At 38.2% G+C, this 26,789-nt stretch carries 24 protein-coding genes; 23 read left to right on the top strand and 1 reads right to left on the bottom strand.

The genetic code is table 11. From position 1 onward, the window contains the following. Nucleotide 1: 1 nt before the first annotated feature. On the bottom strand, nucleotides 2-775 hold the full coding sequence (gene surE / locus ACSSV9_RS04720) for a 5'/3'-nucleotidase SurE (protein WP_437346079.1): 774 nt from the start codon (nucleotides 773-775) through the stop codon (nucleotides 2-4). Between the two features lie 126 nt (nucleotides 776-901). Between surE and ACSSV9_RS04715 the strand changes: the two genes are divergently transcribed. From ACSSV9_RS04715 to ACSSV9_RS04605, 23 genes are all read left to right on the top strand, one after another. Then, nucleotides 902-1,744, top strand: a complete 843-nt coding sequence (locus tag ACSSV9_RS04715; RefSeq protein WP_437346078.1) for a hypothetical protein — start codon at nucleotides 902-904, stop codon at nucleotides 1,742-1,744. A gap of 8 nt (nucleotides 1,745-1,752) precedes the next feature. After that, entirely contained in the window at nucleotides 1,753-2,949 is a 1,197-nt protein-coding gene (xseA, locus tag ACSSV9_RS04710; RefSeq protein ID WP_437346077.1) for an exodeoxyribonuclease VII large subunit, read from the top strand. Further along, on the top strand, nucleotides 2,942-3,163 hold the full coding sequence (gene xseB / locus ACSSV9_RS04705; protein ID WP_437346076.1) for an exodeoxyribonuclease VII small subunit: 222 nt from the start codon (nucleotides 2,942-2,944) through the stop codon (nucleotides 3,161-3,163). The genes xseA and xseB overlap by 8 nt, the downstream gene beginning before the upstream one ends. Before the next feature lie 9 nt (nucleotides 3,164-3,172). Then, a complete protein-coding gene (dxs, locus tag ACSSV9_RS04700) occupies nucleotides 3,173-5,092 on the top strand; it encodes a 1-deoxy-D-xylulose-5-phosphate synthase (protein WP_437346075.1) in 1,920 nt (639 codons plus the stop codon). Beyond that, nucleotides 5,092-6,090: a Gfo/Idh/MocA family protein gene (locus ACSSV9_RS04695; protein WP_437346074.1), complete on the top strand. Its 999-nt coding sequence runs from the start codon at nucleotides 5,092-5,094 to the stop codon at nucleotides 6,088-6,090. The genes dxs and ACSSV9_RS04695 overlap by 1 nt, the downstream gene beginning before the upstream one ends. A 1-nt stretch (nucleotide 6,091) precedes the next feature. Next, complete coding sequence (locus tag ACSSV9_RS04690; RefSeq protein ID WP_437346073.1) at nucleotides 6,092-6,790, top strand: response regulator transcription factor; 699 nt, start codon at nucleotides 6,092-6,094, stop codon at nucleotides 6,788-6,790. Nucleotides 6,791-6,953: 163 nt separating this feature from the next. Then, on the top strand, nucleotides 6,954-7,811 hold the full coding sequence (locus ACSSV9_RS04685; protein WP_437346072.1) for a sensor histidine kinase: 858 nt from the start codon (nucleotides 6,954-6,956) through the stop codon (nucleotides 7,809-7,811). 133 nt (nucleotides 7,812-7,944) lie between these two features. Then, nucleotides 7,945-9,270, top strand: a complete 1,326-nt coding sequence (locus ACSSV9_RS04680; protein WP_437346071.1) for an MFS transporter — start codon at nucleotides 7,945-7,947, stop codon at nucleotides 9,268-9,270. 20 nt (nucleotides 9,271-9,290) lie between these two features. Then, nucleotides 9,291-10,697, top strand: a complete 1,407-nt coding sequence (gene uxaC / locus ACSSV9_RS04675) for a glucuronate isomerase (protein ID WP_437346070.1) — start codon at nucleotides 9,291-9,293, stop codon at nucleotides 10,695-10,697. A gap of 20 nt (nucleotides 10,698-10,717) precedes the next feature. After that, the gene (locus ACSSV9_RS04670; protein WP_437346069.1) at nucleotides 10,718-12,271 is read left to right on the top strand and encodes a tagaturonate epimerase family protein; all 1,554 of its coding nucleotides are present in this window, start codon (nucleotides 10,718-10,720) and stop codon (nucleotides 12,269-12,271) included. A 1-nt stretch (nucleotide 12,272) separates the two neighbouring features. Next, the gene (locus ACSSV9_RS04665; protein ID WP_437346068.1) at nucleotides 12,273-12,920 is read left to right on the top strand and encodes a bifunctional 4-hydroxy-2-oxoglutarate aldolase/2-dehydro-3-deoxy-phosphogluconate aldolase; all 648 of its coding nucleotides are present in this window, start codon (nucleotides 12,273-12,275) and stop codon (nucleotides 12,918-12,920) included. Between the two features lie 8 nt (nucleotides 12,921-12,928). Next, nucleotides 12,929-13,777: an SDR family oxidoreductase gene (locus ACSSV9_RS04660; RefSeq protein ID WP_437346067.1), complete on the top strand. Its 849-nt coding sequence runs from the start codon at nucleotides 12,929-12,931 to the stop codon at nucleotides 13,775-13,777. Nucleotides 13,778-13,822: 45 nt separating this feature from the next. Continuing rightward, nucleotides 13,823-14,905 carry a PfkB family carbohydrate kinase gene (locus tag ACSSV9_RS04655; RefSeq protein WP_437346066.1) on the top strand — a complete coding sequence of 361 codons (1,083 nt, stop codon included), beginning with the start codon at nucleotides 13,823-13,825 and terminating at the stop codon, nucleotides 14,903-14,905. Between the two features lie 47 nt (nucleotides 14,906-14,952). After that, a complete protein-coding gene (locus ACSSV9_RS04650) occupies nucleotides 14,953-16,239 on the top strand; it encodes a nickel-dependent putative hexonate epimerase (RefSeq protein WP_437346065.1) in 1,287 nt (428 codons plus the stop codon). A 1-nt stretch (nucleotide 16,240) separates the two neighbouring features. After that, nucleotides 16,241-17,692: a decarboxylating NADP(+)-dependent phosphogluconate dehydrogenase gene (gnd, locus tag ACSSV9_RS04645; RefSeq protein WP_437346064.1), complete on the top strand. Its 1,452-nt coding sequence runs from the start codon at nucleotides 16,241-16,243 to the stop codon at nucleotides 17,690-17,692. A 47-nt stretch (nucleotides 17,693-17,739) separates the two neighbouring features. After that, nucleotides 17,740-19,737, top strand: a complete 1,998-nt coding sequence (tkt, locus tag ACSSV9_RS04640; protein ID WP_437346063.1) for a transketolase — start codon at nucleotides 17,740-17,742, stop codon at nucleotides 19,735-19,737. 183 nt (nucleotides 19,738-19,920) lie between these two features. Then, a complete protein-coding gene (kduI, locus tag ACSSV9_RS04635; protein WP_437346062.1) occupies nucleotides 19,921-20,754 on the top strand; it encodes a 5-dehydro-4-deoxy-D-glucuronate isomerase in 834 nt (277 codons plus the stop codon). Nucleotides 20,755-20,771: 17 nt separating this feature from the next. Then, complete coding sequence (locus ACSSV9_RS04630) at nucleotides 20,772-21,533, top strand: SDR family oxidoreductase (protein WP_437346061.1); 762 nt, start codon at nucleotides 20,772-20,774, stop codon at nucleotides 21,531-21,533. A 27-nt stretch (nucleotides 21,534-21,560) separates the two neighbouring features. After that, the gene (locus tag ACSSV9_RS04625; RefSeq protein ID WP_437346060.1) at nucleotides 21,561-22,577 is read left to right on the top strand and encodes a TonB family protein; all 1,017 of its coding nucleotides are present in this window, start codon (nucleotides 21,561-21,563) and stop codon (nucleotides 22,575-22,577) included. Between the two features lie 13 nt (nucleotides 22,578-22,590). Further along, on the top strand, nucleotides 22,591-23,592 hold the full coding sequence (locus ACSSV9_RS04620; RefSeq protein ID WP_437346059.1) for an aldo/keto reductase: 1,002 nt from the start codon (nucleotides 22,591-22,593) through the stop codon (nucleotides 23,590-23,592). Beyond that, nucleotides 23,589-24,581, top strand: a complete 993-nt coding sequence (gene yiaK, locus ACSSV9_RS04615; RefSeq protein ID WP_437346058.1) for a 3-dehydro-L-gulonate 2-dehydrogenase — start codon at nucleotides 23,589-23,591, stop codon at nucleotides 24,579-24,581. Before ACSSV9_RS04620 ends, yiaK begins: the two co-directional genes overlap by 4 nt. Further along, the gene (locus ACSSV9_RS04610; RefSeq protein WP_437346057.1) at nucleotides 24,578-25,291 is read left to right on the top strand and encodes a ThuA domain-containing protein; all 714 of its coding nucleotides are present in this window, start codon (nucleotides 24,578-24,580) and stop codon (nucleotides 25,289-25,291) included. Before yiaK ends, ACSSV9_RS04610 begins: the two co-directional genes overlap by 4 nt. Nucleotides 25,292-25,394: 103 nt before the next feature. After that, on the top strand, nucleotides 25,395-26,783 hold the full coding sequence (locus tag ACSSV9_RS04605; protein ID WP_437346056.1) for a DUF5123 domain-containing protein: 1,389 nt from the start codon (nucleotides 25,395-25,397) through the stop codon (nucleotides 26,781-26,783). Nucleotides 26,784-26,789: the final 6 nt, after the last annotated feature.

The raw sequence follows: 26,789 nt of genomic DNA, 5'->3' as shown, positions 1-26,789 counted from the left end.
ATCAGTTATCAATCGATAGATTCTCGATATTCCAGTTTTTCATCTCCTCGAATAAGTCATAATCTGTAAGGTCAAAATGAATCGGGGTAACGGAAACATAATTATTTCGTATCGCAAATTGGTCTGTTCCCAGGTCCGAATCTGCTTCAATTAATTTGCCTGTAAGCCAGAAATATTTTTTACCGTACGGGTCAATTCTTTCTTCATAAATATCATCCCATTTTGATTTTCCCTGACGCGTAAGTCTCAATCCTTTTATTTTTTCTTCGGGTAAATCGGGGACGTTTACGTTTAAGAGTGTTCCTGCTGGCAAGCCGTTTTTTACGACTGTTTGTGCAAGTAGAGTTGCTACTTTGGCAGCATACGAAAAATCGGTTGGCTCGTGACTTGTAAGTGAGATTGCAATTGAAGGTACGTCCATTATTGCTGCTTCTCTTGCTGCAGAGACAGTTCCAGAATAAATTATATTAATAGCTGTATTCGAGCCGTGATTGATGCCCGATATCACTATGTCCGGCCTGGTCTTCATAATATTTCTAATGCCCATTTTTATGCAATCCGCGGGCGTGCCTTCAACGGCATAACCGAAAAAATTACCATTCTTATAATATTCTGTTACTCTTAAAGGAATTTTCATCGTAATAGCATGACCAACCGCGCTCTGTTCAGTTCTCGGCGCAACAACTGTAACCTCTCCAATTTTCTTTAGCTCATTCACCAGTGCAGCAATTCCTGCCGAGTCAATACCGTCGTCGTTCGATACTAAGATTTTCATTTTTATCCCGAAATTTTTATTAACAGAACGAAATATAGTTAATTTTTTTTGTAGTAGTTTTCCGAGCGCTATGACAAAAAAGTTATTTCAAAAAAGTGTATTTTAAATAGACAATTTTAAAAAGATATGAAAAAGTTTTTGATAACTATATTTTTAGTTTTATTAACATCAACAGGTCTTTTATTCTCGCAGGATGAAGAAAATATCGAGATATATATAATCGACTCGTACATCACTCCGGACCCTCCATACATCTTTAACCTGACATTTTTTACTTCCGACAGTGTAAAGTCGAGAATTATCTTTGAAAATAACGATACTTTTATTATCTCTGACAAGCCAGAGATAGAGCATAAATTTGAAATGGATATTTCGAAATTGAAAATTTCTGATAATTACATCAGCTACAAAATTGAATTAACCGATAGAGACGAGGGTAAAATTTTGAGTGAGCAATATGAAGTTGAATTCCCAAATAATATTGTTATGAAAGACCGGAATCTTAATCTTTTACAAGTTTGCTGTTTCGGTGGAGTAATATTTGGTGTGCCGTCGCCGGTTTATTTGCGCTACGAAGGAAATGATTATTTCGGACTTTCGAAAGAAATTCCTCTATTTTCTTTTTATTCAGGAGGCTACAACTATCCGTTCGGTTATGTTGGGGTGGAATACACGTACGTTTTTAACAAAGACAAAGTAGATTTAAGTCAGGATTTCCTCAGGCTTGGTTATAAACAAATTATTCAATTGCCAGTAATTGAATATCTTTCAATAGGAGTATCTTACTTTAATGACTTTAAAGGTGCATACGGTTTTAGTCCTGAATTATCTCTGGGACTATTCAGAATTGAAAACGTTTTTACTTTTTATGGAAGATATCGATATACAAGTGGAATTTCCGGCAGGAAATATTGTTTAAACGAATATTCTTTGGGAATTTACTCAAACTTTTTTTCAATCAATTTTTAAGATGAATAATGCAAGATGGCGAATTAATTATTGATAATATACTAACTGTCAGTGAGATTACCGGCCAAATTAAAAACCTGCTGGAAGAGAACTTCGCTGAAATTTCAGTAGTTGGTGAAATTTCCAATTTCAAGGCGCATATTTCGGGTCATTGGTATTTTACACTCAAAGACGCTAATGCTCAGATAAGCTGTACAATGTGGCGGGGTTTGAACAACTATGTTTTTTTTACGCCTGAAGATGGTATGAAGGTAATCGTAAAAGGAAGACTTACGGTTTATCCGCCACGTGGGAATTATCAAATTGACGTCCGTTCGATGAAACCAGCCGGAGTTGGCGAGCTTCAGGCAGCATTCGAAAAGTTAAAACAAAAATTAGCTGCGGAAGGACTTTTTGATGAGAAATACAAACGACCGATTCCTCAATTTCCCGAAAAGATCGGAATTGTAACTGCAATTGATGGCGCTGCATTTAAAGACATGCAAAGTGTGGCAAGAAGGAGATTTCCATTAGTTGAGTTAGTCATAGCACCATGCAGGGTTCAGGGTGCAGGGGCTGCAGAGGAAATCGTTGAGAGCATTAAACTGCTCAACACCAGAGACGATATCGATGTTATCATAGTTGGTCGTGGGGGTGGTTCGTTAGAAGATTTATGGGCATTCAATGAAGAAATCGTTGCGCGTGCAATTTTCGAATCCCGTATTCCAATAATAAGCGCTGTGGGGCACGAAATCGATTTTACAATTTCAGATTTTGTAGCCGACTTGCGTGCGCCAACTCCATCAGCAGCAATGGAACTCGCAACTCCAGATATAAACGAAATCTTTGCCTTTATAGACGAATTTTCCTATAATTTTACTGATAATATATTTTCTCTTATTTCTGATTACAAAGAAACAGTCGAATCATTTTTATCGTCGTACGGTTTCAAACTTCCAATCGATAATATCAGAACTAAGGAACAGTATCTCGACAATTTGTATTTCAGATTAGAGAATAATTTCGATAACATAGTTCAAAATTCGAGGGTTCGTCTGGAACTCTTAAAAGCAAAACTTGAAAAATATGATACAAGCCGCATCCTTGAAAGAGGATTTACGATTGTCAAACAAAACGATGCAGTGGTTACCCGACTGAAGTATTTAAATAAGGAAGAAAAATTTAGTATCATTTTTTATGATGGAGAAACTTTAATAAATGAATAAGAAGAAAGAGAAAAGCTTTGAGGAAATGTTGAAGCGACTCGAGGAAATTTCGGGCAAGCTCGAGGAAGGGAACCTTCAACTCGACGAATCGATTCGCCTCTATGAAGAGGGGATGGAATTGGCAAAGTCATGCTATCAAATTTTGAAATCTGCAGAACTAAAAATAACCGAAATAAAAAAGAAATTTGAAGAAGAAATTAATAAGGACTCATAAAGGTACGAAATGCCAAATAAGAACGATTACAAACTGCTGTTCGATATCAATTCTCCTGAAGATATAAAAAAACTGGAAGGTCAGGACCTTAAACTGCTTTGTACGGAAATTCGTCAATACATGGTTGACGTCATATCAAAGATCGGAGGTCATTTCGGGGGAGGACTCGGAGCTGTTGAGTTGACTGTTGCTCTTCATAAAGTATTCAATACACCTTATGATCAAATTGTCTGGGATACTGGTCATCAGGCTTATCCTCACAAAATTGTAACTGGAAGAAGGGATGCATTGAAAACCATTCGCCAGTTCAAAGGAATCAGCGGTTTTCTTAAACGAAGCGAAAGTCCTTACGATGCATTTGGAGCCGGACATGCCTCTACATCAATTTCTGCAGCTCTCGGAATTGCAGTTGCCAGCGACATTTTAAAAGAGAATCGAAAAGTAGTAGCTGTTATAGGGGATGGTGCTATGACCGGAGGCATGGCTTATGAAGCTATGAATAATTCGGGACTCCTAAAAAAGAATCTGATAGTTGTTTTAAACGATAATCAGATGTCGATTGCACCGAATGTCTGGCAAATTTCAAAGTATTTCAATGAAATGATTTCGCACCCTGAATATAACAAATTCAAAGGTGCTATCTGGGACTTGACTGGTAAGCTTGATCATTTCGGAGACAGGTTAAGAAAAGTTGCTGCACGTATTGAGCAAGGCATCAAGGCAGTTCTTACTCCCGGAATGTTGTTCGAGGCTCTCGGATTCCGATATTTCGGACCGATTAATGGTCACAATATTAATCAATTGATCAGATTGTTCGAGCACGTAAAAGAATTAAACGGTCCAATACTTGTCCATGTTCTGACTGAAAAAGGAAAGGGTTACAAGCCGGCTGAAAATCATTCGCAACGTCTTCATGCAGCAACGCCATTCGATAAATTAACTGGAGTATCCTTAAAAAAAGGAACCCCACTACCGTCGTATACTTCAGTATTTGGTGATGCTCTTGTAGAAATTGCTAAAAGCAATGACAAAGTCGTTGGTATAACTGCTGCAATGCCAGACGGAACAGGGCTCGATAAACTTCAGGCTGAATTACCTGAAAGATATTTTGACGTAGGAATTGCAGAGGAACATGCAGTTACATTTGCAGCAGGAATGGCAACGCAGGGAATCATTCCTGTGGTTGCAATTTATTCTACATTTTTGCAAAGGGCTTTTGATCAAATTATTCACGACGTTGCATTGCAAAACTTACACGTTGTTTTTGCTCTTGACAGAGCCGGACTGGTTGGCGCCGATGGTCCCACACATCACGGCACGTTCGATTTATCTTATTTGAGGATGATACCAAATATTGTAATAATGGCGCCAAAAGATGAAGCCGAACTGAGAGATATGCTCTATACAGCAGTTAATTATAAAAAGGGACCTATTGTACTGCGATATCCAAGAGGAAATGCGCTCGGAGTTGAATTAAAAGAAGGTTTCAGAGAAATTGAAATCGGCAAAGCTGAAAGAATTAATTCTGGCAATGATGTTGCATTACTTGCAGTCGGTTTAATGGTTGACTACGCTTCGAAAGCCGCCACTTTGCTGGCACAACATGGAATTGAAGCAGAAGTAATCAATATGCGTTTTATAAAACCACTCGACGAAAATATCCTGATCGAAACTGCACAAAAGTTCGATAAAATAGTAACACTCGAAGAAAACAGCTTAATTGGTGGATTTGGTGCCGGTGTTGTCGAATTCTATAACGATAATCATATAAAAGCGGATCTCTTGCGCATCGGTCTGCCGGATCAATTTATTGAACATGGAACACAGGCAGAACTTCATCGTATGCTTGGAATCGATCCAGAAGGAATAGTACAAAAAGTTATCGACTTTTTAAAAAATAAAAATTATAAAAACGGCGTAGTAGCTTGATGAAAAAAACTAAGGTAGCAATTGTTGGATTGGGCTCGATTGCTCAACTGGTTCACATACCGGTATTAACAAAAATGGGTAACATCGAGCTTGTTGCTGTGAGTGAAATTAACAATAATCGCCTTAAAACAATTGGTGAAAAAATTCCAGCTGCAAGACGTTACACGGATTATCGTGAAATGATTTCTCAAGAAGAGCTCGATGCAGTTATTGTTACATCTCCAACAAACACTCATAAAGAGATAGCTATCGATTGCCTGAATGCAAAACTCGACGTGTTGATTGAAAAACCGATTGCATTAAATTATAAAGAAGCACTTGAAGTCGATAAAGCTGCAAAGAGAAATAAAAAACTGGCTATGGTTGGTATGAATTTGCGGTTTCGACCCGATTCGATGTTGATGAAAAGTATTATTAATAGCGGAGAACTGGGGGAAATATTTTATATAAAATGTGGCTGGCTACGAAACAAAAGCAGCGCACAAAAATGGTTTATCGACAAAAAGAAATCGGGCGGGGGAGTAATAATCGACCTTGGGATTTTATTGCTCGATCTTGCCATCTGGATGTTTGGAAACAATAAAATCGAAAGTGCATCCGTTCATAAATTCAACACAAAAAATCAGGACGTTGAAGATTCGGCGGTTGGAATTGTGAGACTCAATTCGAAAAATGCCATCAATTTTGAAGTAAGCTGGGAGCTCTATTCGGAGACGGACAGTTTTAATTTTATTATTCACGGCACGAAAGGCGCAGCTCAGTTAAATCCTTTGAAAGTATTTAGAAAAATTGAATCTGCATTTTTTGATTATAGCCTTTCTAAATCAAGTGTATCTAATTTGTACCATAAATCGTATGAAAACGAGATGAAACATTTCATTGCTTCGCTCAGAGGTGAAGTTCCTCCTGTATCAACTTCTGAAGAAGCACTCGTTAGAATGAAATTGCTCGATATTATCTATAAATCAGCAGAACAAAAAAAGGAAGTGAAATTTTAATATGAGTGAAAAAATATTACTTGTCGACGACGAAAAAGATATTATCGAATTTCTCAAATATAACCTTGAAAACGAGGGATTTGAAGTTATTGCCGCTTATAACGGTCAGGAAGCAATCGATAAGCTATCACTAAATCCGGACTTAATAATTCTCGACGTAATGATGCCCAAAATGGATGGTTACGAAACATGCAAACAGATCAGAAAGAGAGAGGAATTTAAGAATACGCCAGTCATATTTTTGACTGCAAAATCCTCCGAAATTGATGAGGTTTATGGACTGAATCTGGGAGCTGACGATTTTATTCAAAAACCGATATCGCCAAAAAAACTTATTGCGCGGGTTAAATCGAACCTGCGTAAATTAGAGCAGTTAAAACAAAACGAAGAGGAAACAATAGAAATCAGCGCCGGACCGCTCTTGATTAACAGAACAAAGTATACAGTTATTGTCGATAAAAAGGAATTAGTCTTTCCGAAGAAAGAATTTGAAATACTGGCATACCTTGCAGCTAGACCGGGTAAAGTTTTCGAAAGAGAGAAGATATTGCGCGATATCTGGGGCGGCGATGTTTACGTGGTCGAAAGAACCATTGACGTTCATATACGTAAAATTAGAGAAAAGCTGGGTGAGTATTCGTATCTGATCGAAACAATTAAGGGGGTGGGTTATCGTTTCAGAGACGTTGAAAAATATTAAAGAAAATCTATCCTTCGGAAGAAATTATACTCTTCCTTTATTAATATACAATTTTGTTTTCTTTCTACTTTTGTCTTTCCTTGCAGGTCATTCCCCTATAATTCTTATTCTCATTTTATTTTTTATTCTTATTTCCTATTTCAGTTTGTTAAATTATCTCGGCTTGAAAAGGAAAAAAGAAGTCAATTCGATTGCAGAAATAATCCGTAAGATTAGAAACAATCAACTGATTGATCATTACGACATCCATTTAAGCGCTGATCTACGTTATCTTGAAGATGAAATTCGTGAAATGTTTCGACGTAATAAAGAAGTAATCGAAAATTTGAAAAAGTTAGAAAAGGTAAGAACTGAATTTTTGGGGAACGTATCTCATGAATTGAGAACTCCGATATTTGCAATTCAAGGATTTATTGAGACACTCCTCGATGGAGCAATAAACGACCCTCAGGTGAATTTATCTTTCCTTCAAAAAGCAAATCAGCACTTAAATAATTTGAATAATTTGTTGAATGATTTGATCGATATCTCAATGATTGAATCAGGGCAAATGAAAATGAATCTCCGCTATTTCGATCCGGAGCCGATAGTACGCAATTTAGTTAATGAATTTAAACCCTATGCCGAGAATAAAAATTTGGAATTGGATGTAAAGTTAAGCAAACCTGTTCCCGAAGTCTACGGCGACAAGGAAAAAATTCGTCAGGTGTTATCGAATCTATTGGTCAATGCGATTAAGTACACAGAAAAGGGAAGAATTGAGGTGGGTATACAGGATTACGAAAAAGAGGTACGAATTTATGTAAGAGATACAGGTATCGGAATTGATCCTGAAGATCAGCGTAGAATATTTGAACGGTTTTATCGAGTCGACAAAAATCGTTCGAGAGAATTGGGGGGCACAGGACTTGGTCTGGCAATAGTAAAGCATATAATTGAAGCTCATAATTCGCGTATGGAATTAATTAGCCAGCCTGGAGAAGGGAGTGAGTTTGCATTTAGATTAAAGAAATTTGTATAAAAATGACTTTAATAAACTCAAAGGAAGAAATTAATTTTATAATTTACTTTTTTGTAGCAAATGATAATAAAAATTTCTAAATTAGTAACCGATTAAGTAACCGCTGTTTTTTAATAAATAAATTGGAGCTGTAATGGATGCAGAACTTAATCAAAATAACCCTGTAGCAAAAGTTGGGAAATACCGTTGGACAATACTTGCTCTGGTTTTCTTTGCTACAACAATCAACTATCTCGATAGACAGGTAATTAGTCTTCTTAAAGATGATTATCTTGAACCCACATTCAATTGGACTGAAACTGATTATGCTAATGTTGTAGTTGCTTTTCAGGTCATGTACGGCATCGGTATGTTATTTATGGGATGGCTTATCGATAAATTGGGCACAAAAATTGGTTATGCGCTTTCGTTAACAGTGTGGAGTCTGGCTGCTATTGCGCATGCTTTTGCAAAAAGTACTTTAGGTTTTGTTTTCGCAAGAGGATTTCTTGGACTGAGTGAAGCTGGCAACTTTCCTGCTGCAATTAAAACTGTTGCCGAATGGTTTCCCAAAAAGGAGAGAGCTCTTGCCACCGGTTTGTTTAACTCAGGTTCAAATGTTGGTGCTATTTTAGCTCCATTGACTGTGCCTTTGATTGCCGTTTACTGGGGCTGGCAATGGGCGTTTATCATAACAGGTGGTATCGGATTGATCTGGTTGATCTTCTGGTTTTTAATCTATGAAATTCCTTCTAAACATAAAAAATTATCAAAAGATGAATATGAATATATTCATAGCGACAAAGACGAACAATTATCGAAAGAAAAAGAAAATGAAAAAGTTGGTTGGCTCAGTTTATTGACCTATAAACAAACGTGGGCTTTTCTAATTGGAAAATTTTTGACCGACCCCGTATGGTGGTTTTATCTTTTCTGGTTACCTTCATTTCTAAATAAACAATACGGTATGACTAAAACTGATCTGGCTCTTCCTATTGCCCTTGTCTATACAATGACTACTTTTGGAAGTATCTTTGGTGGATGGCTCTCGGGTTATTTTATCGGGAAAGGATGGACAGTTAATAAAGCTCGTAAGACTGCCATGCTTATTTTTGCATTGCTGGCACTGCCAGTTGTATCTGCTCAGGCATTGGGAGTCTATTCGCCATGGATTGCAATACTGATCGTTGGTATAGCAGCATCTGCGCATCAAGCCTGGTCTGCAAATATTTTTACTACTACTTCCGACATGTTCCCTAAAAAAGCTGTTGCTTCAGTAACTGGTATTGGTGGAATGGCGGGAGCCGTTGGTGGAATTTTGATAGCAACTTTAGCCGGTTGGGTACTCGATCATTTCAAAGCGCTCGGGACAATCGAAACAGGATATTATGTTATGTTCCTGGTTTGCGGGTCGGCTTATTTGATCGCATTGTTCATCTTTAATCTCCTCGCACCAAAAATGGAAAGAGTAGAAATTTAAAATAAAACGGAATTAATAAAATGAGCGACATTTTTATCAAAGAAAATTTTCTTCTGAGCAATAAAACGGCGGAAATCTTATATCATGAACACGCTGTTAAGCAGCCTATAATTGATTATCATTGCCATCTTCCAATTGACGAAATAGCCTCGAACAGAAAATTTGAGAATATCACACAGGTATGGTTAAACGGTGACCATTACAAATGGCGAGCAATGCGTACTAATGGCGTTGATGAAAAATATATCACCGGCGATTCGACTGATAAAGAAAAATTTATGAAATGGGCTGAAACAGTTCCATATACAATTAAAAATCCTCTTTATCACTGGACGCATATGGAACTAAAAAAGCCATTTGGAATTTCTGACAAATTGCTTAATCCGGATACTGCCGAAGAAATCTGGAACCGAACGAGCGAGCTTCTATCTACAGACGACTTTTCTACACAAGGATTAATTAGTCAATGGAATGTCGAAATAATTTGCACTACAGACGATCCAATCGATTCGCTGGAGTATCATAAAAAGATAAAAGAAAATCCTTTTGGCACGAAAGTATTGCCGGCATTCCGTCCGGATAAGGCGATGGCGGTAGAAAACACAAACGATTTCTTGAAATATCTGAAGAAACTCGAAGAAGCTTCAGGAATTTCGATCAACAATTTTGACTCGTTTCTCGAAGCCATTAAAAAGCGCCACGACTATTTCCACGAAAATGGTTGCCGACTTTCTGACCACGGTTTAGAGACAGCTTACGCCGAAGACTATACCGAATCCGAAATTAAGTCGATCTTCATAAAACTTCTCAATAAAAAAAATCTTGAGCTGAACGAAATTCTCAAATTTAAATCTGCGATGATGTATGAATTTGGCATTATGGATTGGGAAAAAGGCTGGGTACAACAATTGCACCTCGGCGCTCTGAGAAATAATAATAGTCGTATGTTTAGACAGTTAGGTCCAGATACTGGGTGGGACTCAATTGGCGACTTCGAAATGGCACGCCCGCTTGCTAAATACCTGAATAAACTCGATTCAGAAAACAAGTTGGCAAAAACTATTTTGTATAATCTTAATCCTGCTGATAATGAACTCTTTGCCACAATGATTGGAAATTTCCAGGATGGAACAGTGCCTGGTAAAATGCAATACGGCAGTGCCTGGTGGTTCCTCGACCAAAAGAGCGGAATGGAACGTCAAATTGATGCGCTTTCAAATATGGGTCTTTTGAGCCGATTCGTAGGTATGCTGACCGATTCCCGCAGTTTTCTCTCTTATTCCAGACACGATTATTTCAGAAGACTTCTCTGTGATATTCTGGGAAGAGAAATCGAAGCAGGACTTATTCCAAACGACCTGGATTTAGTTGGTAAAATGGTCGAAGATATTTCTTATAACAATGCAAAAAACTATTTTGATTTCTGACAATAATAAAGGAGTTATCCATGGAAATGCTGAAGCTTTATGACGAAGTGGAAAATAAAAATATTGTAAAAAACGATCTGGTTGACCTAACTATTGGTGAGTCATTAAAAATAAAAGTTTATCCTCTCTCGGTATTGAAGAAGGACGATATTTTCTTTTTTATTGGGAAAGAAAATTTCGAGAAATTTCTATTTGTCGTCTCTATCGGTAAAGGAGACGGATTGATGAATGAATTCGAAGGCGAAGTGATCGATGCCGGTAAAGATGTATACATCAAAAAGTGTTATTTATCTACAGTAAATAGAAAAAAAGTTCAGAAACTTTTTCCACACACGGTACCGATTGTGCTCGGTTTGTGCAACTCATTCGGTTGCGGTGACAGACTCGGAATGGCAAATGCAGGTCACATCAGAGCAATTAAACAGAGTAGCTTCCGTCCAATTCTTGCACAGCAGTCGATAAGGGAATTGACAAGAACTAACAGAACGCCAGATGATGTTATGGACGCCGCCGTGTGGGCAGTCCTTCAAGAAGGTTATAAAGATGGTTTCGGATCGGATGCTGATCACCTTAAAACATTCGAAGATATCGATTTAATGCTCAATGCTGGCTTTACAATGTTTACATTCGATCCAAGTGAACACGTTGACAACGAAGCCGACAATTATACTGAAGAGCAACTAAAGCAAAAGTTAGCTGAAATTGATTGGGAAGGACTTAAGGATAACAAAGCCGAAGCAGCGAAACGTTATGTCGATATGACTTTCACAATTTCCGAACGACTTTCGTTAACTATCACAGAAACGGATTTCATGCGAGCCTATGCTAAATACGGAAACGCTATTGCTCATATTAAAAAGATGTATGACTATCTCGCTTCGAAAGCCAGCAAAGGCAGTTTTGAAATCGAAGTTTCAGTCGACGAAACCGAATCAGTTACCTCGCCGTTCGAACATTTCTTTTTTGCAAATGAATTAAACCGACTCGGGGTTAAATATGTAAGCCTCGCACCTCGTTTTATCGGCGATTTTGAAAAAGGCATCGACTATAAAGGCGATCTGAATTTGTTCAAATCCGAATACGAAAAACACCTCGATATAACAAAGTATTTTGGCAGCTATAAGATAAGTCTCCACTCAGGCAGCGACAAATTCTCGGCTTATCGTGTCATCGGTTCAATTAAAGGCGCTTATACTCACGTTAAAACAGCAGGCACAAGTTATCTGGAAGCATTACGCGTTGTAGCTGACAGGGAGCCGAAATTATTCAGAGAAATTCTCGATTTCTGCCGTGACCTTTATGAAACGGAAAAGAGAAGCTATCATGTCTCTGCTGACATAAATAAAGTCAAACCTGCAAGTCAATATACCGACGAAGAACTTCTCGAACTCTTCAATCTTAACGATGCCCGACAGGTATTGCACGTTACTTTCGGGAAGGTATTGACCGAGCGGGATTCTTCAGGTCAATTCCTGTTCAAAGACAAAATAATGAAATGCTTGATTGAAAATGAAGAAATTCATTATCAATTCCTGGAAAAACATTTTCTAAAACATCTGGAGTGTTTTAAATAATATGGAAAGAGAAAAAATTTTAGAATCGATATTAGAGAGAAAGGCGGTTGCTGTACTGAGAATTAAAGAGCCAGAAAAACTTAAAAGAGTTATCGAGGCCATAGCCGAAGGTGGAATAACGGTTGCCGAGATTACAATGACTGTTCCCAATGCTATTGAATTAATTAAAAGGATGAGTGAAGAACTCGATAAAAATATTATTGTTGGCGTTGGCTCGGTGCTGGATGCAGAAACAGCCCGCTCAGCAATAAAAGCAGGAGCTAAATATGTGGTTAGTCCAATTTTCAAAAAAGAAATAATTGAACAAGCTCATCAATTGGACGTACCTGCCATGCCAGGATGTTTTACTCCTACTGAAATACAAACTGCTTATGAAGCTGGAGCTGATGTTATTAAAGTCTTCCCGGCAGATGTGCTCGGCATGAAATTCTTTAAAGGAATTCTCGCTCCTATGCCTCATTTAAAGTTAATGCCAACCGGAGGTGTCGACCTTACTAATGCTGGCGAATGGTTGAAGGCAGGTGCATGCGCTGTTGGAATTGGTTCGGCACTCCTCGATAAAGAAGCAATCAAAAACGAAAATTATTCCGTGCTCACTTCAAATGCCCGTCAGGTGATCAAAAGTATAAACGAAGCATTAAATAAATAGGAGATGTCATGAAATATTCGATGGAAGACATCAGGGGTAAAGTTTGTGCTGTAACAGGAGGTGGAGGCGTTATCGGTTCTGTTTTTTGCGAAGGATTGGCAGAGGCTGGTGCTAAAGTTGCAGTCTTTTATAATTCAAATAAACAAAAAGCCGACACACTTGTTGAAAAGATCAATTCAGAAAATCCCGGACATGCAATCAGTGTTAAGGCAAATGTACTCGACAAAGAATCTCTTCTAAATGCCAAAAAGACAATAAATGAAAATTTTGGCAAGATAGATGTATTGGTTAATTGTGCCGGTGGCAATCATCCCAAAGCAACCACACAGCTTGAATTTATGACCGATAAAGATCTTCAGGATATTGGCAAAAGCTTTTTTGGTTTGGAACTCGAGGGTTTTAGGAATGTGTTCGATTTGAATTTTATGGGAACCGTTTTACCGACAATGATTCTCGCTGAGGATATGCTCGGCAGAGGTGGAGTTATTGTTAATATATCGTCGATGAACTCATACAAACCTCTTACAAAAATTCCTGCTTATTCAGCTGCCAAAGCTGCAATCAATAATTTAACAGAATGGCTCGCAGTCCATTTTGCTAAAGTCAATATTCGTGTAAATGCAATAGCTCCCGGATTTTTCCTTACAGAACAGAATCGATTTTTATTGGTCGATAAAGAGACGGGTCAACTTACTGAACGCGGTAAAAAAATTATTAACGGTACTCCTATGGGACGTTTCGGCGAACCGGAAGAATTGGTTGGAACGTTACTCTATCTTGTCTCCGATGTTTCAAAATTTGTTACAGGTGTAGTTATTCCTGTTGACGGAGGATTTAATGCCTACAGCGGAGTTTAATAAATTCTATAAAAATTATTGAACTATTAAATACAGGGACTAATTATGAATACAGGACTTAATATTAAAAAAGAAGGATATTACGATTTCGTTTCTCTTGGGGCACTTGTACATCGCCTCGATCCAGGGATAATCCCATTCAGAAAAGCAACAGAATGCAAGATACACGTAAGTGGCGGCGAATATAATGTAGCTGCAAACTTGGCGGATTGTTTCAGGTTGAAGACAGCCATAGTAACTGCATTGGTCAAATATCCAATTGGTGAATTGATTCGTGAACGAGTTCGTGCTATGGGTGTTGAAGGATTATACAAGGAATTTGAACATAACGGCGTTAATGGTCCAAATATGGCTGCTGTATACAGCGACAGGGGTTTTGGATCTCGTGCACCTGTAGTTTTTTATAATCGTTCCAACGAAGCTGCTGCTTTATTGAAGCCGGGCGATATCAATTGGGACGAAATATTCACAAAAGGTGTAAAGTGGTTTCACAGCGGAGGAATTTTTGCAGCTTTGTCCGAAACCACTGGCGAATTGATTATCGAAGCAATGAAAGCAGCCAAAAAATTCGGAGCTGTAACGAGTTTCGATCTCAATTACAGAGCCAAGTTATGGAATATCTGGGGTGGCGAAAAAAAAGCCTCGGAAGTGATATCTCGAATTGTTGAACATGTAGATGTATTGGTCGGCAACGAAGAAGACCTCCAAAAAGGTCTTGGTATACCTGGTCCAGAAGTTACTGCTAAGTCGAAACTCGATCCTTCAGTATTTCTTGCAATGATAGAAGATGTCACTAAAAAATTTCCGAATGTAAAAGTAGTCGCTACTACATTGAGAGAAGTCCATTCTACAAATCGTCATAGCTGGAGTGCCGTTGCCTGGATTAATGGGAAATCGTTTCAAGCCCCTACAGCTGAGCTCGATGTTTACGATAGAGTCGGAGGCGGCGACGGATTTGCAGCTGGTTTTATCTATGGACTACTGAAAGGTGAGGATCCGGAGCAGGCAGTTAAACTTGGCTGGGCTCATGGAGCACTACTTACTACTTATCCTGGTGATACCACTATGGCAACTCTTGATGAAGTACTGGCATTTGCCAGAGGTGGCTCAGCACGAATTCAACGTTAAATTTTTATAATGCGGGCAGCTAATTGCCCGTTTTTTTTGAGGTTGTTATGATATATTGTGCTGTCGGTTCTAAAAATATGGAAATTAGTTTAGAGCGAGCAAAAGAATATTTGTACGAAGCTCTATCTAAAATCGGCTCGCGGAAAAAAATACTCGCAATACCACCAGATTTTACTAGATATCATTCTAAGGCTGGAGAATTAACTTATTTTATTTATGAATATTATAGAGATAATCTAAAAGATATATTACCAGCGCTTGGCACTCATACTCCAATGTCTGAAAGCGAAATTAATACCATGTTTGGCAACATACCATTGGAGCTTTTCCGTGTACATCGCTGGCGCGATGATTTAAAGACGCTCGGCATTGTACCTGAAGATTTTATATCACAAGTATCTGATGGAATAGTAAAATACTCATGGCCGGCACAGGTGAACAAGTTGCTGGTTGAGGGTAACTATGATTTAATTCTCTCTGTTGGTCAGGTTGTTCCTCATGAAGTTATCGGCATGGCGAATTATAATAAAAATATTTTCGTCGGTACAGGTGGCAAGGAAGGAATAAACAAAAGCCACTTCCTCGGAGCAGCTTATGGAATGGAAAGGATTATGGGAAGAGCCGACAATCCTGTACGAAAAGTTCTTAATTACGCTTCTGAAAATTTCGCAAAAAATTTACCAATCGTATATGTTTTGACGGTTATCGGTAAAAATGAAAAAAACGAACTTGTTTTAAAAGGTTTGTTTATTGGTGATGATTATGAGTGTTTCAAACAGGCGGCTGATTTATCGCTCCAGGTTAACTTTGAAATGCTCGATACACCTCTCGATAAAGTAGTGGTATTTCTTGACCCGCAAGAATTTAAGAGCACCTGGCTGGGCAATAAAAGTATTTATAGAACAAGGATGGCAATTGCCGACGGTGGAGAATTGATTGTGCTTGCTCCCGGTCTGAAAGAATTTGGTGAAGATAAAGAAATCGACCGATTAATAAGAAAATATGGATATAGAACAACACCAGAAATTCTTAAATTTGTAGATGAGAATAAAGAACTTCAGGAAAATTTAAGCGCGGCAGCTCATTTGATTCACGGTTCGTCCGAAAACCGTTTTACAATCAGATACTGCCCGGGCAATTTGTCCAAAGACGAAATTGAAAGCGTCAATTTTAAGTATGGCGATCTAAATGAGATGCTAAAAAAATATAATCCACAAAAATTAAACGACGGATTTAATATAATGCCCGACGGAGAGAAAATATTCTTTATCTCAAATCCTGCTCTCGGATTGTGGGCTTACAAAGGAAAATTTCAAAATCAGGAGATAAAATAAAATGAGTAAAGCAGATATTGGTTTAATTGGTCTTGCTGTAATGGGCGAAAATCTCGTCCTGAATATGGAAAGCCACGGGTTTACTGTTGCAGTTTACAACAGGACAACCTCGAAAGTGGACGATTTTATTAATGGAAGAGCTAAAGGTAAAAATATAATCGGTACTCATTCACTCGATGAATTGGTCGCAAGTCTGAAAAAGCCGCGTAAAGTTATGTTAATGGTTAAGGCTGGAAAAGCGGTTGATGATTTTATCGAGGCACTTATTCCTCTTATGGAAAAGGGTGATATTATCATCGACGGAGGAAATTCGAATTTTCAAGATACAATCCGTCGAACAAAATATGTTGAAGAAAAAGGTTTACTTTTTATTGGAACAGGTGTATCAGGTGGAGAAGAAGGTGCATTGAAAGGACCTTCAATTATGCCTGGCGGCTCGCCGCAGGCCTGGGAACACGTGAAGCCGATTTTTCAGTCAATTGCTGCTAAGGTTGAAGATGGTTCTCCTTGCTGCGATTGGGTAGGGGAAAACGGTGCCGGTCATTTCGTTAAAATGGTTCATAATGGAATTGAATATGGCGATATGCAATTGATTTGCGAAACTTACCAGATAATGAAAGATTTGTTGGGACTATCTTACGAGGAGATGCATCAAATTTTCAAAGAATGGAACAAAGGCGAACTCGAAAGTTATTTGATCGAAATTACAGGAGATATTCTCGCATATAAAGATACCGATGGTCAGCCACTTGTGGAAAAAATTCTTGATGCCGCAGGACAAAAAGGTACCGGTAAATGGACAGTGATAGCCTCAATGGAAGCCGGTGTACCTCTTACATTAATTGGTGAAGCAGTTTATGCACGTTCTCTCTCGGCTTTAAAAGAAGAACGTGTTGAAGCTTCCAAAATTATTTCCGGTCCCAAACCTAAATTCGAAGGCGACAAGAAACAATTCATCGAAGATTTGAAACGTGCATTATATGCTTCAAAAATAATTTCGTATGCACAGGGCTTTATGCTTATGCGCGAAGCTGCAAAAGATTATGGCTGGAACCTCAATTACGGTGGAATTGCACTTATGTGGCGTGGTGGATGTATTATTCGCTCTGCATTCCTCGGAAAGATCAAAGAAGCTTTTGATAAAAATCCCTCGCTCTCAAATTTGATACTCGACCCATTCTTCAAAGAAAAGGTGGAATCTTCGCAGGAATCGTGGCGTAGAGTAGTAACTGCCGCGATAAGTAACGGAATCTGGGTTCCTGCACTTTCTACTGCCTTGAATTTCTTCGATGGATATCGCCAGGAAAGATTACCAGCAAATCTTTTGCAGGCGCAAAGAGATTATTTCGGAGCTCATACCTATGAACGAGTTGACAAACCAAGAGGAGAATTTTTCCACACAAACTGGACAGGACATGGCGGAACGACATCTTCGACTACATATAATATCTGAATTTATTAAATTTGCGGATTACTTTTTAATCAATTTGGGGGAGTTATATGCAAAATAATGATGTCAAGAAGTTAGCAGCGAATACTATTCGAATACTGGCAGCCGAAGGTGTCCAGAAAGCAAATTCGGGTCATCCAGGAATGCCAATGGGAATGGCAGATGTTGCCATGGTTCTTTGGACTGAATTTTTGAAACATAATCCCGACGATCCTAAATGGTACAATCGCGATCGATTTGTATTGTCTGCCGGTCACGGGTCAATGTTGATCTATACCTTACTTCATTTGAGTGGTTACGATGTTTCGCTCGACGATTTGAAGTCTTTCAGACAATGGGGTAGCCGTACAGCTGGTCACCCTGAATATGGACTTCTTCCTGGTATCGAAACTACAACAGGGCCGCTTGGACAGGGATTCGGAAATGGAATCGGTATGGCAATAGCAGCCAAAATGATTGCTGCTCGTTTCAACGACGAAAAATATCAACTATTTGGCAATCATTTTATCTATGCAATTGTAAGCGACGGCGATTTGATGGAAGGAATTTCCCACGAAGCCGCTTCGATTGCAGGACACCTTAAATTAGGAAATATCATCTATTTCTACGATGATAATCATATCACAATTGAAGGTAATACTTCGATTACTTTTTCGGAAGATATCCAGAAACGATTCGAATCCTACGGCTGGCAGGTATTAAAAGCAGATGCATATAATCACAATGAAATACGAAATGCAATTAAAACCGCTCAACAAGAAACTGAAAAACCGACGATCATTATTACTAAATCGCATATCGGTTTTGGAAGTCCTAATAAAGTTGACACTGCCGAGGTACATGGTTCACCACTTGGTACTGAAGAATTAATCGAAACAAAGAAAAACTTGGGCTGGCCTACCGATAAAGATTTCTTTGTACCAGATGAAGTAAAAAAATTGTTCGAAGAAAGGAAATCTGAACTCAAAAAAGAATACGACAGCTGGCAAAAAAATTTCATTGATTGGAAAGAGAAAAATCCTGAAAAAGCTGAAGAGTTTAATAAATACATTACAAATTGGTTGCCCGAAAACATCGACGAAGAATTACTTAATGCCGTTCCGAAAGAACCGTCGGCAACGAGATCTCTATCGGGCAAGGTAATTCAAAAGATTGCTCAATTAGTTCCTAATTTTGTTGGGGGTTCTGCAGATCTGGCTCCATCGACAAATACATACATGAAAAATTACAGCGACATTGCCCCCGGAAAGTTCGAAGGAAAAAATTTCCACTTTGGAATTCGTGAACATGGTATGGGCGCAATTCTAAACGGTATGGCGCTCTACGGCGGATTTAGACCTTTTGGTGCAACTTTCTTTGTATTCTCAGATTATATGCGCCCAACAATAAGGCTGGCTGCTATAATGGAGATACCAGTTATTTATGTATTTACACACGATTCGATTTTTGTGGGTGAAGACGGACCAACTCATCAACCTGTTGAGCATCTCTCTGTTTTACGGGCTATTCCAAATGTTACTGTAATTAGACCAGCCGACGGAATTGAAACCGCTATGGCATGGTCATTTGCTCTTAAACATAAAGAAGGTCCCGTTGCTCTTATTCTTACACGTCAGAAAATCGAAGCATTTGAGAGAATCGCTGATTTTAAACCAGAAGATGTTCTCAATGGCGCTTATATTGTCATGAAAGAAAACGGTAACAAACCCGAACTGGTTATCGCTGCCAGTGGCTCCGAAGTTCCAGTGGCTGTCGAAGCAGCTAAGTTACTTTCAGAAAATTATTCTGTTCGTGTAGTTTCTATTCCTTCTAAAGAACTTTTTATAAAACAAAACGACGATTTAAAAAAATCTATTATTCCGGAGGATGTTCCGCTCGTAATCATTGAAGCAGCGTCAATGATGGGATGGGGCGATTTATTCAGACAAAAACTTCTTACAATCGGAATGGAAAGATTTGGAGCATCAGGACCGTATAAAACACTTGCTGAAAAATTCGGCTTTACTGGTCCGCAGGTAGCAGCTAAGATTAAAGACTGGCTTCGATAAATTAATAATAAATTGTAGAGCGGAGCAAAATTCTCCGCTCTCATATATTTTTTAATAATTGCCCTTCTTACACAAGTGTATTAGAAAAATATGCAATAATTATTTTTACATTTGAAAAAATTTATACAGTATTTTAGATGAAAGAAAGTAAACGATTAATTTGAATTTAATAGTGAGGTAAAGATGGAAGTACGTTACTCACCTGATAAAAATGGCTTTAAAAAAATGACCACCGACGAACTTCGTCAGTCATTTTTGATCGAAAGCCTTTTTGTTAAAAATGAAATTCCAATGGTCTATTCAGATATCGACAGGTCAATTACCGGTTCTGCAGTGCCGGCTGGAAAAGAACTTACTCTTACAGCATCAAAAAAGGAGATGGCCGCGGAATTCTTTTGTGAAAGAAGAGAAGTTGGAGTTCTCAACATTGGCAACAAAGGAAAAATAATACTCGATGGCACCGAATTTCCAATGAATTTCAGAGATGCCCTTTATATTGGTAGAGGTACAAAAGAAGTGAAATTTTTGAGCGAAGACCCAGATAAGCCAGCAGAATTTTATTTTGTAAGTTATCCAGCTCATAAAGAATACCCCTCGAAACATATTAAATACGAAGATGCTATTCACAGAAATCTGGGTTCACTGGAATCGTCGAATAAAAGAACAATCCATCAATACATATTGCCGGAAATACTACCTACATGCCAGCTGGCAATGGGACTGACAGAGCTCGAAGTGGGATGCGTATGGAATACAATGCCTGCGCATACGCATCAAAGACGCTCGGAAGTTTATATGTATTTCAACTTAAGCGAAGACGATTTTGTTGTCCATCTGATTGGTGATCCAGTTGAAACACGGCATTTGATTGTACGCGACCGTCAGGCTGTATTGTCGACCAGCTGGTCGCTTCATTCTGGATGCGGTACTAAAAATTATTCGTTTATCTGGGCTATGGGGGGAGAAAATCAGGTCTTCGACGACATGGATCACATTCCCATGAAAGATTTAAAATAAATTACGGAGGTAGATTTATGATTCTTGATAAATTCAAACTCGATGGAAAAATCGCTCTGGTAACGGGCTCCAATCAAGGAATCGGTCAAAAATATGCTCAGGCTCTGGCTGAAGCAGGCGCAGACATAATCGGAGTTTCTTATGTCGATGATTTTGCTGAAACTGAAAAACTTGTAAAAGCAGCAGGACGAAATTTCAAATCGTATGTAAGCGATTTCTCCGACAGAAAATCGCTCTACAATTTTATTGAACAGGTAAAAAAGGATTTTCCACGCATCGATATCCTCGTTAACAATGCAGGAACAATTTTGCGTAAACCAATAGCCGAGCATCCGGACGAATACTGGGATAAAGTCATTGAAGTTAATCTCTCAGCTCAATTTATTTTAACTCGTGAAATCGGCAAAGAGATGGTCGCAAGAGGTTATGGCAAGATTGTATTTATTGCCTCGCTTTTGTCGTTTCAGGGTGGTATATTAGTTCCTGGATATGCTGCTTCAAAAGGAGGTGTTAAGCAATTGACAATGGCATTTGCTAACGAGTGGGCGTCAAAAGGCGTCACGGTAAATGCAATTGCCCCTGGTTATATTGCTACTGAAAATACACGTCCTCTCAGAGAGGATCCTGTAAGAAATAAAGCTATACAGGATAGAATTCCTGCCGGAAGGTGGGGTGTCCCAGAAGATTTAATGGGCGCAATGGTCTTCCTTTGCTCTGATGCTTCAAGTTATGTCAACGGTACGGTACTTGTAGTGGATGGTGGTTGGATGGCTCGATAGGCAATAAATAATAAATGGAGAAGTAAAATGAAAGGAATACTTTTTGTTATTCCTTTCCTTATTTATTCTTGTTCTTTTTTTAGCAGTGTGGAGAAGGAAAGGGCACTCGAGAAACCCGTCCTTTTGAAAACAGTCGAATTAAATTATCCAAAGGAAGCTTTGGATAATAATATTCAGGGTAAAGTAGATTTAATGATTCTTGTCGATACAACAGGGAGCGTCAGCGACGTTAAATTAATTAAATCATCCGGTTTTACTATACTCGATACGGCTGCAATTAATTATTCGAGTCAATTGAAATTTCTTCCCATCAGAGAAGATGGCAAAAAAGTTGCCCGATGGATTAAATGGAATGTTAATTACAAAATCGATGAAACACCGCTGGAGCCAGAAGTGATCAGGATTTTAGTTTTCTACAAAGCTTCTGATTATGTTCACGAATCAACTAAAACTGCAATCGATATGTTTCGAAAATTATCTGAGAACTACAAATTCAGCATTGATTTTACGGACGACTCAACCAATATTAATCTTGATTATCTTAAAAACTACGACCTACTGGTTTTTCTAAACACATCTGGTAATGTACTTGATGAGGACGGCAAAAAAGCGCTGGTCGAATTTACAAAAACAGATAAAGGATTTGTTGGTATTCATTCCGCTACGGCAACACTGGAAGACTGGGACTGGTACTGCAATTTTATTGGAGCCTGTTTTGATGACCACCCCGAAATTCAAAATGCAGTAATTAGAGTTGCAAATAAAAATCATCTCTCCACAAAACATTTGCCCGATTCGCTGGTCTGGAAAGACGAATGGTATAACTGGAAAGATTTGCCAGAAAATGTGGAGCTCCTTGTAACAGTTGACGAAAATACTTATAAAGGAGGTAAACACGGAGATTTTCACCCTATATCGTGGTGCAAAGAAATAAACAATTTCAGGGTCTGGTATACTGCAATGGGTCATTTACCAGAACATTATACAGATCAGAATTTCATTAAACATATTGTAGGCGGAATTTTCTGGGCATCAAATAAATAGGGAGACTTATTTCATGATTTATAGAGAAATTGGTAAATCCGGGCTGAATGCTTCTGTAATTGCATTTGGTGCGTGGGCAATCGGTGGTTGGATGTGGGGCGGTAGCAACGAAAAAGAAAGTATCGATGCAATTCACGCTGCTATCGATAAAGGCATTAATTTAATTGATACGGCTCCAGCTTATGGATTTGGTTATTCTGAAGAAGTTGTAGGGAAAGCCGTTAAAGACAGAAGGGATAAGGTTTTAATTGCTACAAAATGCGGCTTGAGATGGGATCTGGAAAAAGGTGAATTCTTTTTCTATACTACAGAAAAAGGAGTTGCAGATGAATCGACACCGGGCGCAATGAAAATTTATAAATACCTGCATCCTGATTCAATTCGATACGAAATTGAACAAAGCCTTCGCAGACTGCAAACAGATTATATTGATTTATATCAAACTCACTGGCAGGATTCAACTACACCAATTGAAGATACTATGGCTGAATTAATTAAATTGAAAGACGAAGGGAAAATAAGAGCTATCGGTGTTTCAAATGCCACCGTTGAACAGATGAAAAAATATGGAGCCATCGATTCCGATCAAGAAAAGTATAATATGCTCCACAGAAAAATTGAAAAGGAAGGCAACGTTAGTTATTGCCATGAAAATAATATTGCTATCCTGGCATATTCACCACTTTCTCAAGGATTGCTGACAGGAAAAATTTCTCCCGATAGAAAATATAATGAAGGTGACTTACGACGAAACAATCCTTTATTCACTCCAGAAAATATTAATAAAGTCAATTCCATGCTAAAAGAATTTGAACCGATTGCCGAAATGCATAAAGTGTCGATTGCTCAACTGGTTTGCGCTTGGACTTTCAATCAAAAGGGGATTACTCATCTTCTATGTGGAGCCAGAAACAGACATCAGGCAATTGAAAACGCAAAAGCCGGCTCGGTTAACTTGACCAATGAAGAAATTAATGAAATTAATACAATCTACACGAAATATTTTGAGCAGTGACAAATATTAAGAAAGATGACTTAAAAGAGTTATTCAAAAGTAAATTAAAGGCGCGAGGATTTTCCGATGAGGAAGCAGATCTTTGCGCCGAAATTTTTACTGATAATACAGTTAGCGGAGTTTATTCTCACGGCATTAATAGATTTCCTCTCTTTATCGATTATGTTGATAAGGGTCTAATTAAACCTGGAGCAAAACCTTTATTAATAAAATCATTTGCTGCTGTGGAACAATGGGATGGTAATTTCGGTCCAGGTCCATTGAATGCTTATGCAATGACGAATAGGGCAATGGAGATAGCCGATAAATATGGTATTGGGTGCGTGGCATTAAGAAATACCAATCATTGGATGAGAGCGGGCTATTACGGGTGGGCAGCTGCAAAAAAAGGATACATTTTTATTTGCTGGACGAATACAATACCTAATCTTCCACCATGGAATGGAAAAAAGGCAACATCGGGAAATAATCCGATTGTCTTTGCAGTACCGAAAAATGATAATCCTGTTGTTCTCGATATGGCGCTTTCTCAATTTTCATACGGTAAACTTGCAGAATACATAAACATGAATCTTCAACTTCCTTATTATGGAGGTTACGATTCGAAGGGTAATTTAACAAAAGATCCCGTTGAAATTAATAAAACACAACGTGCTCTACCGATCGGATTATGGAAGGGCGCAGGGTTATCCTTGTTGCTCGACCTGATTGCTTCAATTCTTGCGGAAGGCAATTCAACTGCCGATCTGTCGAGATCAGAATACGATACCGGAATGTCGCAGGTATTTATTGCAATAAAGCCTCTATTTAACGATAAAATTGAATCGTATGTCGAAAAAATTATAAAATATTATAAAAGTGCCGAACCGGTTTCATTTGACGAGGCAATTTATTATCCAGGCGAAAGGTCTACTCAGTTCAAGAAAAAATGCGATGAAGAAGGGATTCCGATAGAAGAGCAATTACTGGAAAAAATTAAATCGTTATGAAAATCATATTAATTTATTTACTAATTGCGATGACTGGTATTTTTGCCCAAGACAAATTGAATTTATTAATTGTTACTGGTGGAAAAGCCGTTGATTCTTCATTTTATAAAATCTTCAATCATAAATCAGGTCTAAACTATTCTGTTGTTCCAAAACCAGAGGCATTTAATTTATTTGATTCAGAGTCTATCTCAAATTACGATGTGATTCTCTTTTACGATACTTATCAGGATATCAGTCCCCGGGAATCTGAGGCATTTCTTTCGATATTTGATAAAGGGATTGGAGTGCTTTTTTTACATCACGCAATTGTGGCTCATCAGGATTGGGATGAATATATAAAAATCACTGGTGCTAAGTATCATTATAAGCCGTATTTATTTAATGGATTAAAATACGGGCCATCTACATACAAACACGACCAGGATTTCGAAGTAATAATACTCGATCACACACATCCAATTACAAAAGGGATTAATAATTTTTATGTGCACGACGAAACCTACCTCAACATTGAGTACGACAAAGGGAATCATTATTTATTGACTACTGAGAATTGTGAGTCTGCAAGGTATCTGGGATGGACTCGAGAGTACAGGAATTCGAAAGTTGTTACGATTTTACTTGGACACGATAGATTAGTCTATGAGAATCAAAAGTTTCAAGAGCTCCTTTTCAACTCACTCGCTTGGTTAAAAAAGGAGAAATGAATCGAAAAATTCATTGACTTTTATAAAAAGTTTTCGCATTTTAAGTAAGCGATTAAGTAAAGCATATAGCTTAATAACACAAAAATAAGTCTAGGAGGTCAAAATGCCGAAAAAGTTACTATTTTTATGGATTTTTGCATTGTCGAGCATAATCTTTCCGCAAAATATCATTACAGTTGAGCCTGGTGACGGCACGCTAACTACGGCTATCGAGAATGCCAGTTCAGGTGATATACTGGTTTTAACAAACGGCGCTGAATATACAACTTCTACTGCAAATTTTGCCGTGCTAAAAAACAAAAAAATTACTATTAAAGCTGAAGAACCAACTGCTGATGTCAAGCCAATACTTTATAGCAACTTTACCCCTGGAGAAACTACTCCAAGCGAATACTTTGTTATGGACGAAGGAAGTGCTTTAACTCTCGAAGGACTCGAAATTAGAGGGGATAGTCCCATGTCTCCTGGTACACCAGTCCAGACTAGATTAATTTCTTATCCTGTCCCTTTAAATGAAATCCAGGTCGGCAAACTTTATATTAAAAATTGTCTAATTCACGATTTCCAGGGAAATATGATTGATGGTGCATATAGCGAAACACTTTATAATGTTGTGCAGGATACAATAATGATTCACAACACTATCGTTTATAATATTGGTGATGAACCAGGTAGTGGTACAACAGGTTCTGTAGTGCAATTTAAATACGCTAACTGTAAATATTTTGAAGCAAAAAATTCCACTTTCTATCATATTAATGCATACGGAATCCGTTTTGAAGGTGGTTCGAGTTATCCAAATACATTTCCACCGACTGGTCTAATAGATCATTGTACATTTGATGATATTGGCGGCGGTAAAAATATGATTCTGGTTGAACATTCTGATAATGAATGGACAATTACCAATTCAATTTTTTCCAATGCGCAAGACAAAGGAGAAAAAGTACTCTATTTCAAAAGAGCTTCTTCTGATATGCCACCAATTGCTACGTGGAAACGACTTTGTTTCTGGGAACTGGGACCGTCTCGCGATTTGAGATGGGTCACCATACCATCAGAAAATGATACCATTTATATGAATCCTGAATACCTTGACCCGGCCAATGGCGATTTTACGTTACCTGCAGGTTCACCCCTCCTGACTTTTGGTACAGACGGTGGACCAATTGGTGACTTAAGATGGGCTGGCAATGCTGTTTCTGTCGAAGAAAATGAAAGCATTCCTACAAAATTCAGTCTCAAACAAAATTATCCAAATCCATTTAACCCTACTACAAAAATTTCATTCACAATTCCAGAAGCTGGTTATACGAAGCTTGTCGTCTATGATTTGCTGGGTAGAGAAGTAGCCGTACTTATCGACGGAGAGTTGAATGCTGGTAGTCATAATATCGAATTCAATGCACAAAATTTATCTACAGGAATTTATCTATACAAACTTACTTCAAAAGAAACATCCCTCGTACGAAAAATGATGCTAATTAAATAACAGAGT

Origin of the sequence: Melioribacter sulfuriphilus, from assembly GCF_051488685.1 — a bacterium.
Classification (GTDB): domain Bacteria; phylum Bacteroidota; class Ignavibacteria; order Ignavibacteriales; family Melioribacteraceae; genus Melioribacter.
This window is presented reverse-complemented; position numbering and strand designations above follow the sequence as displayed.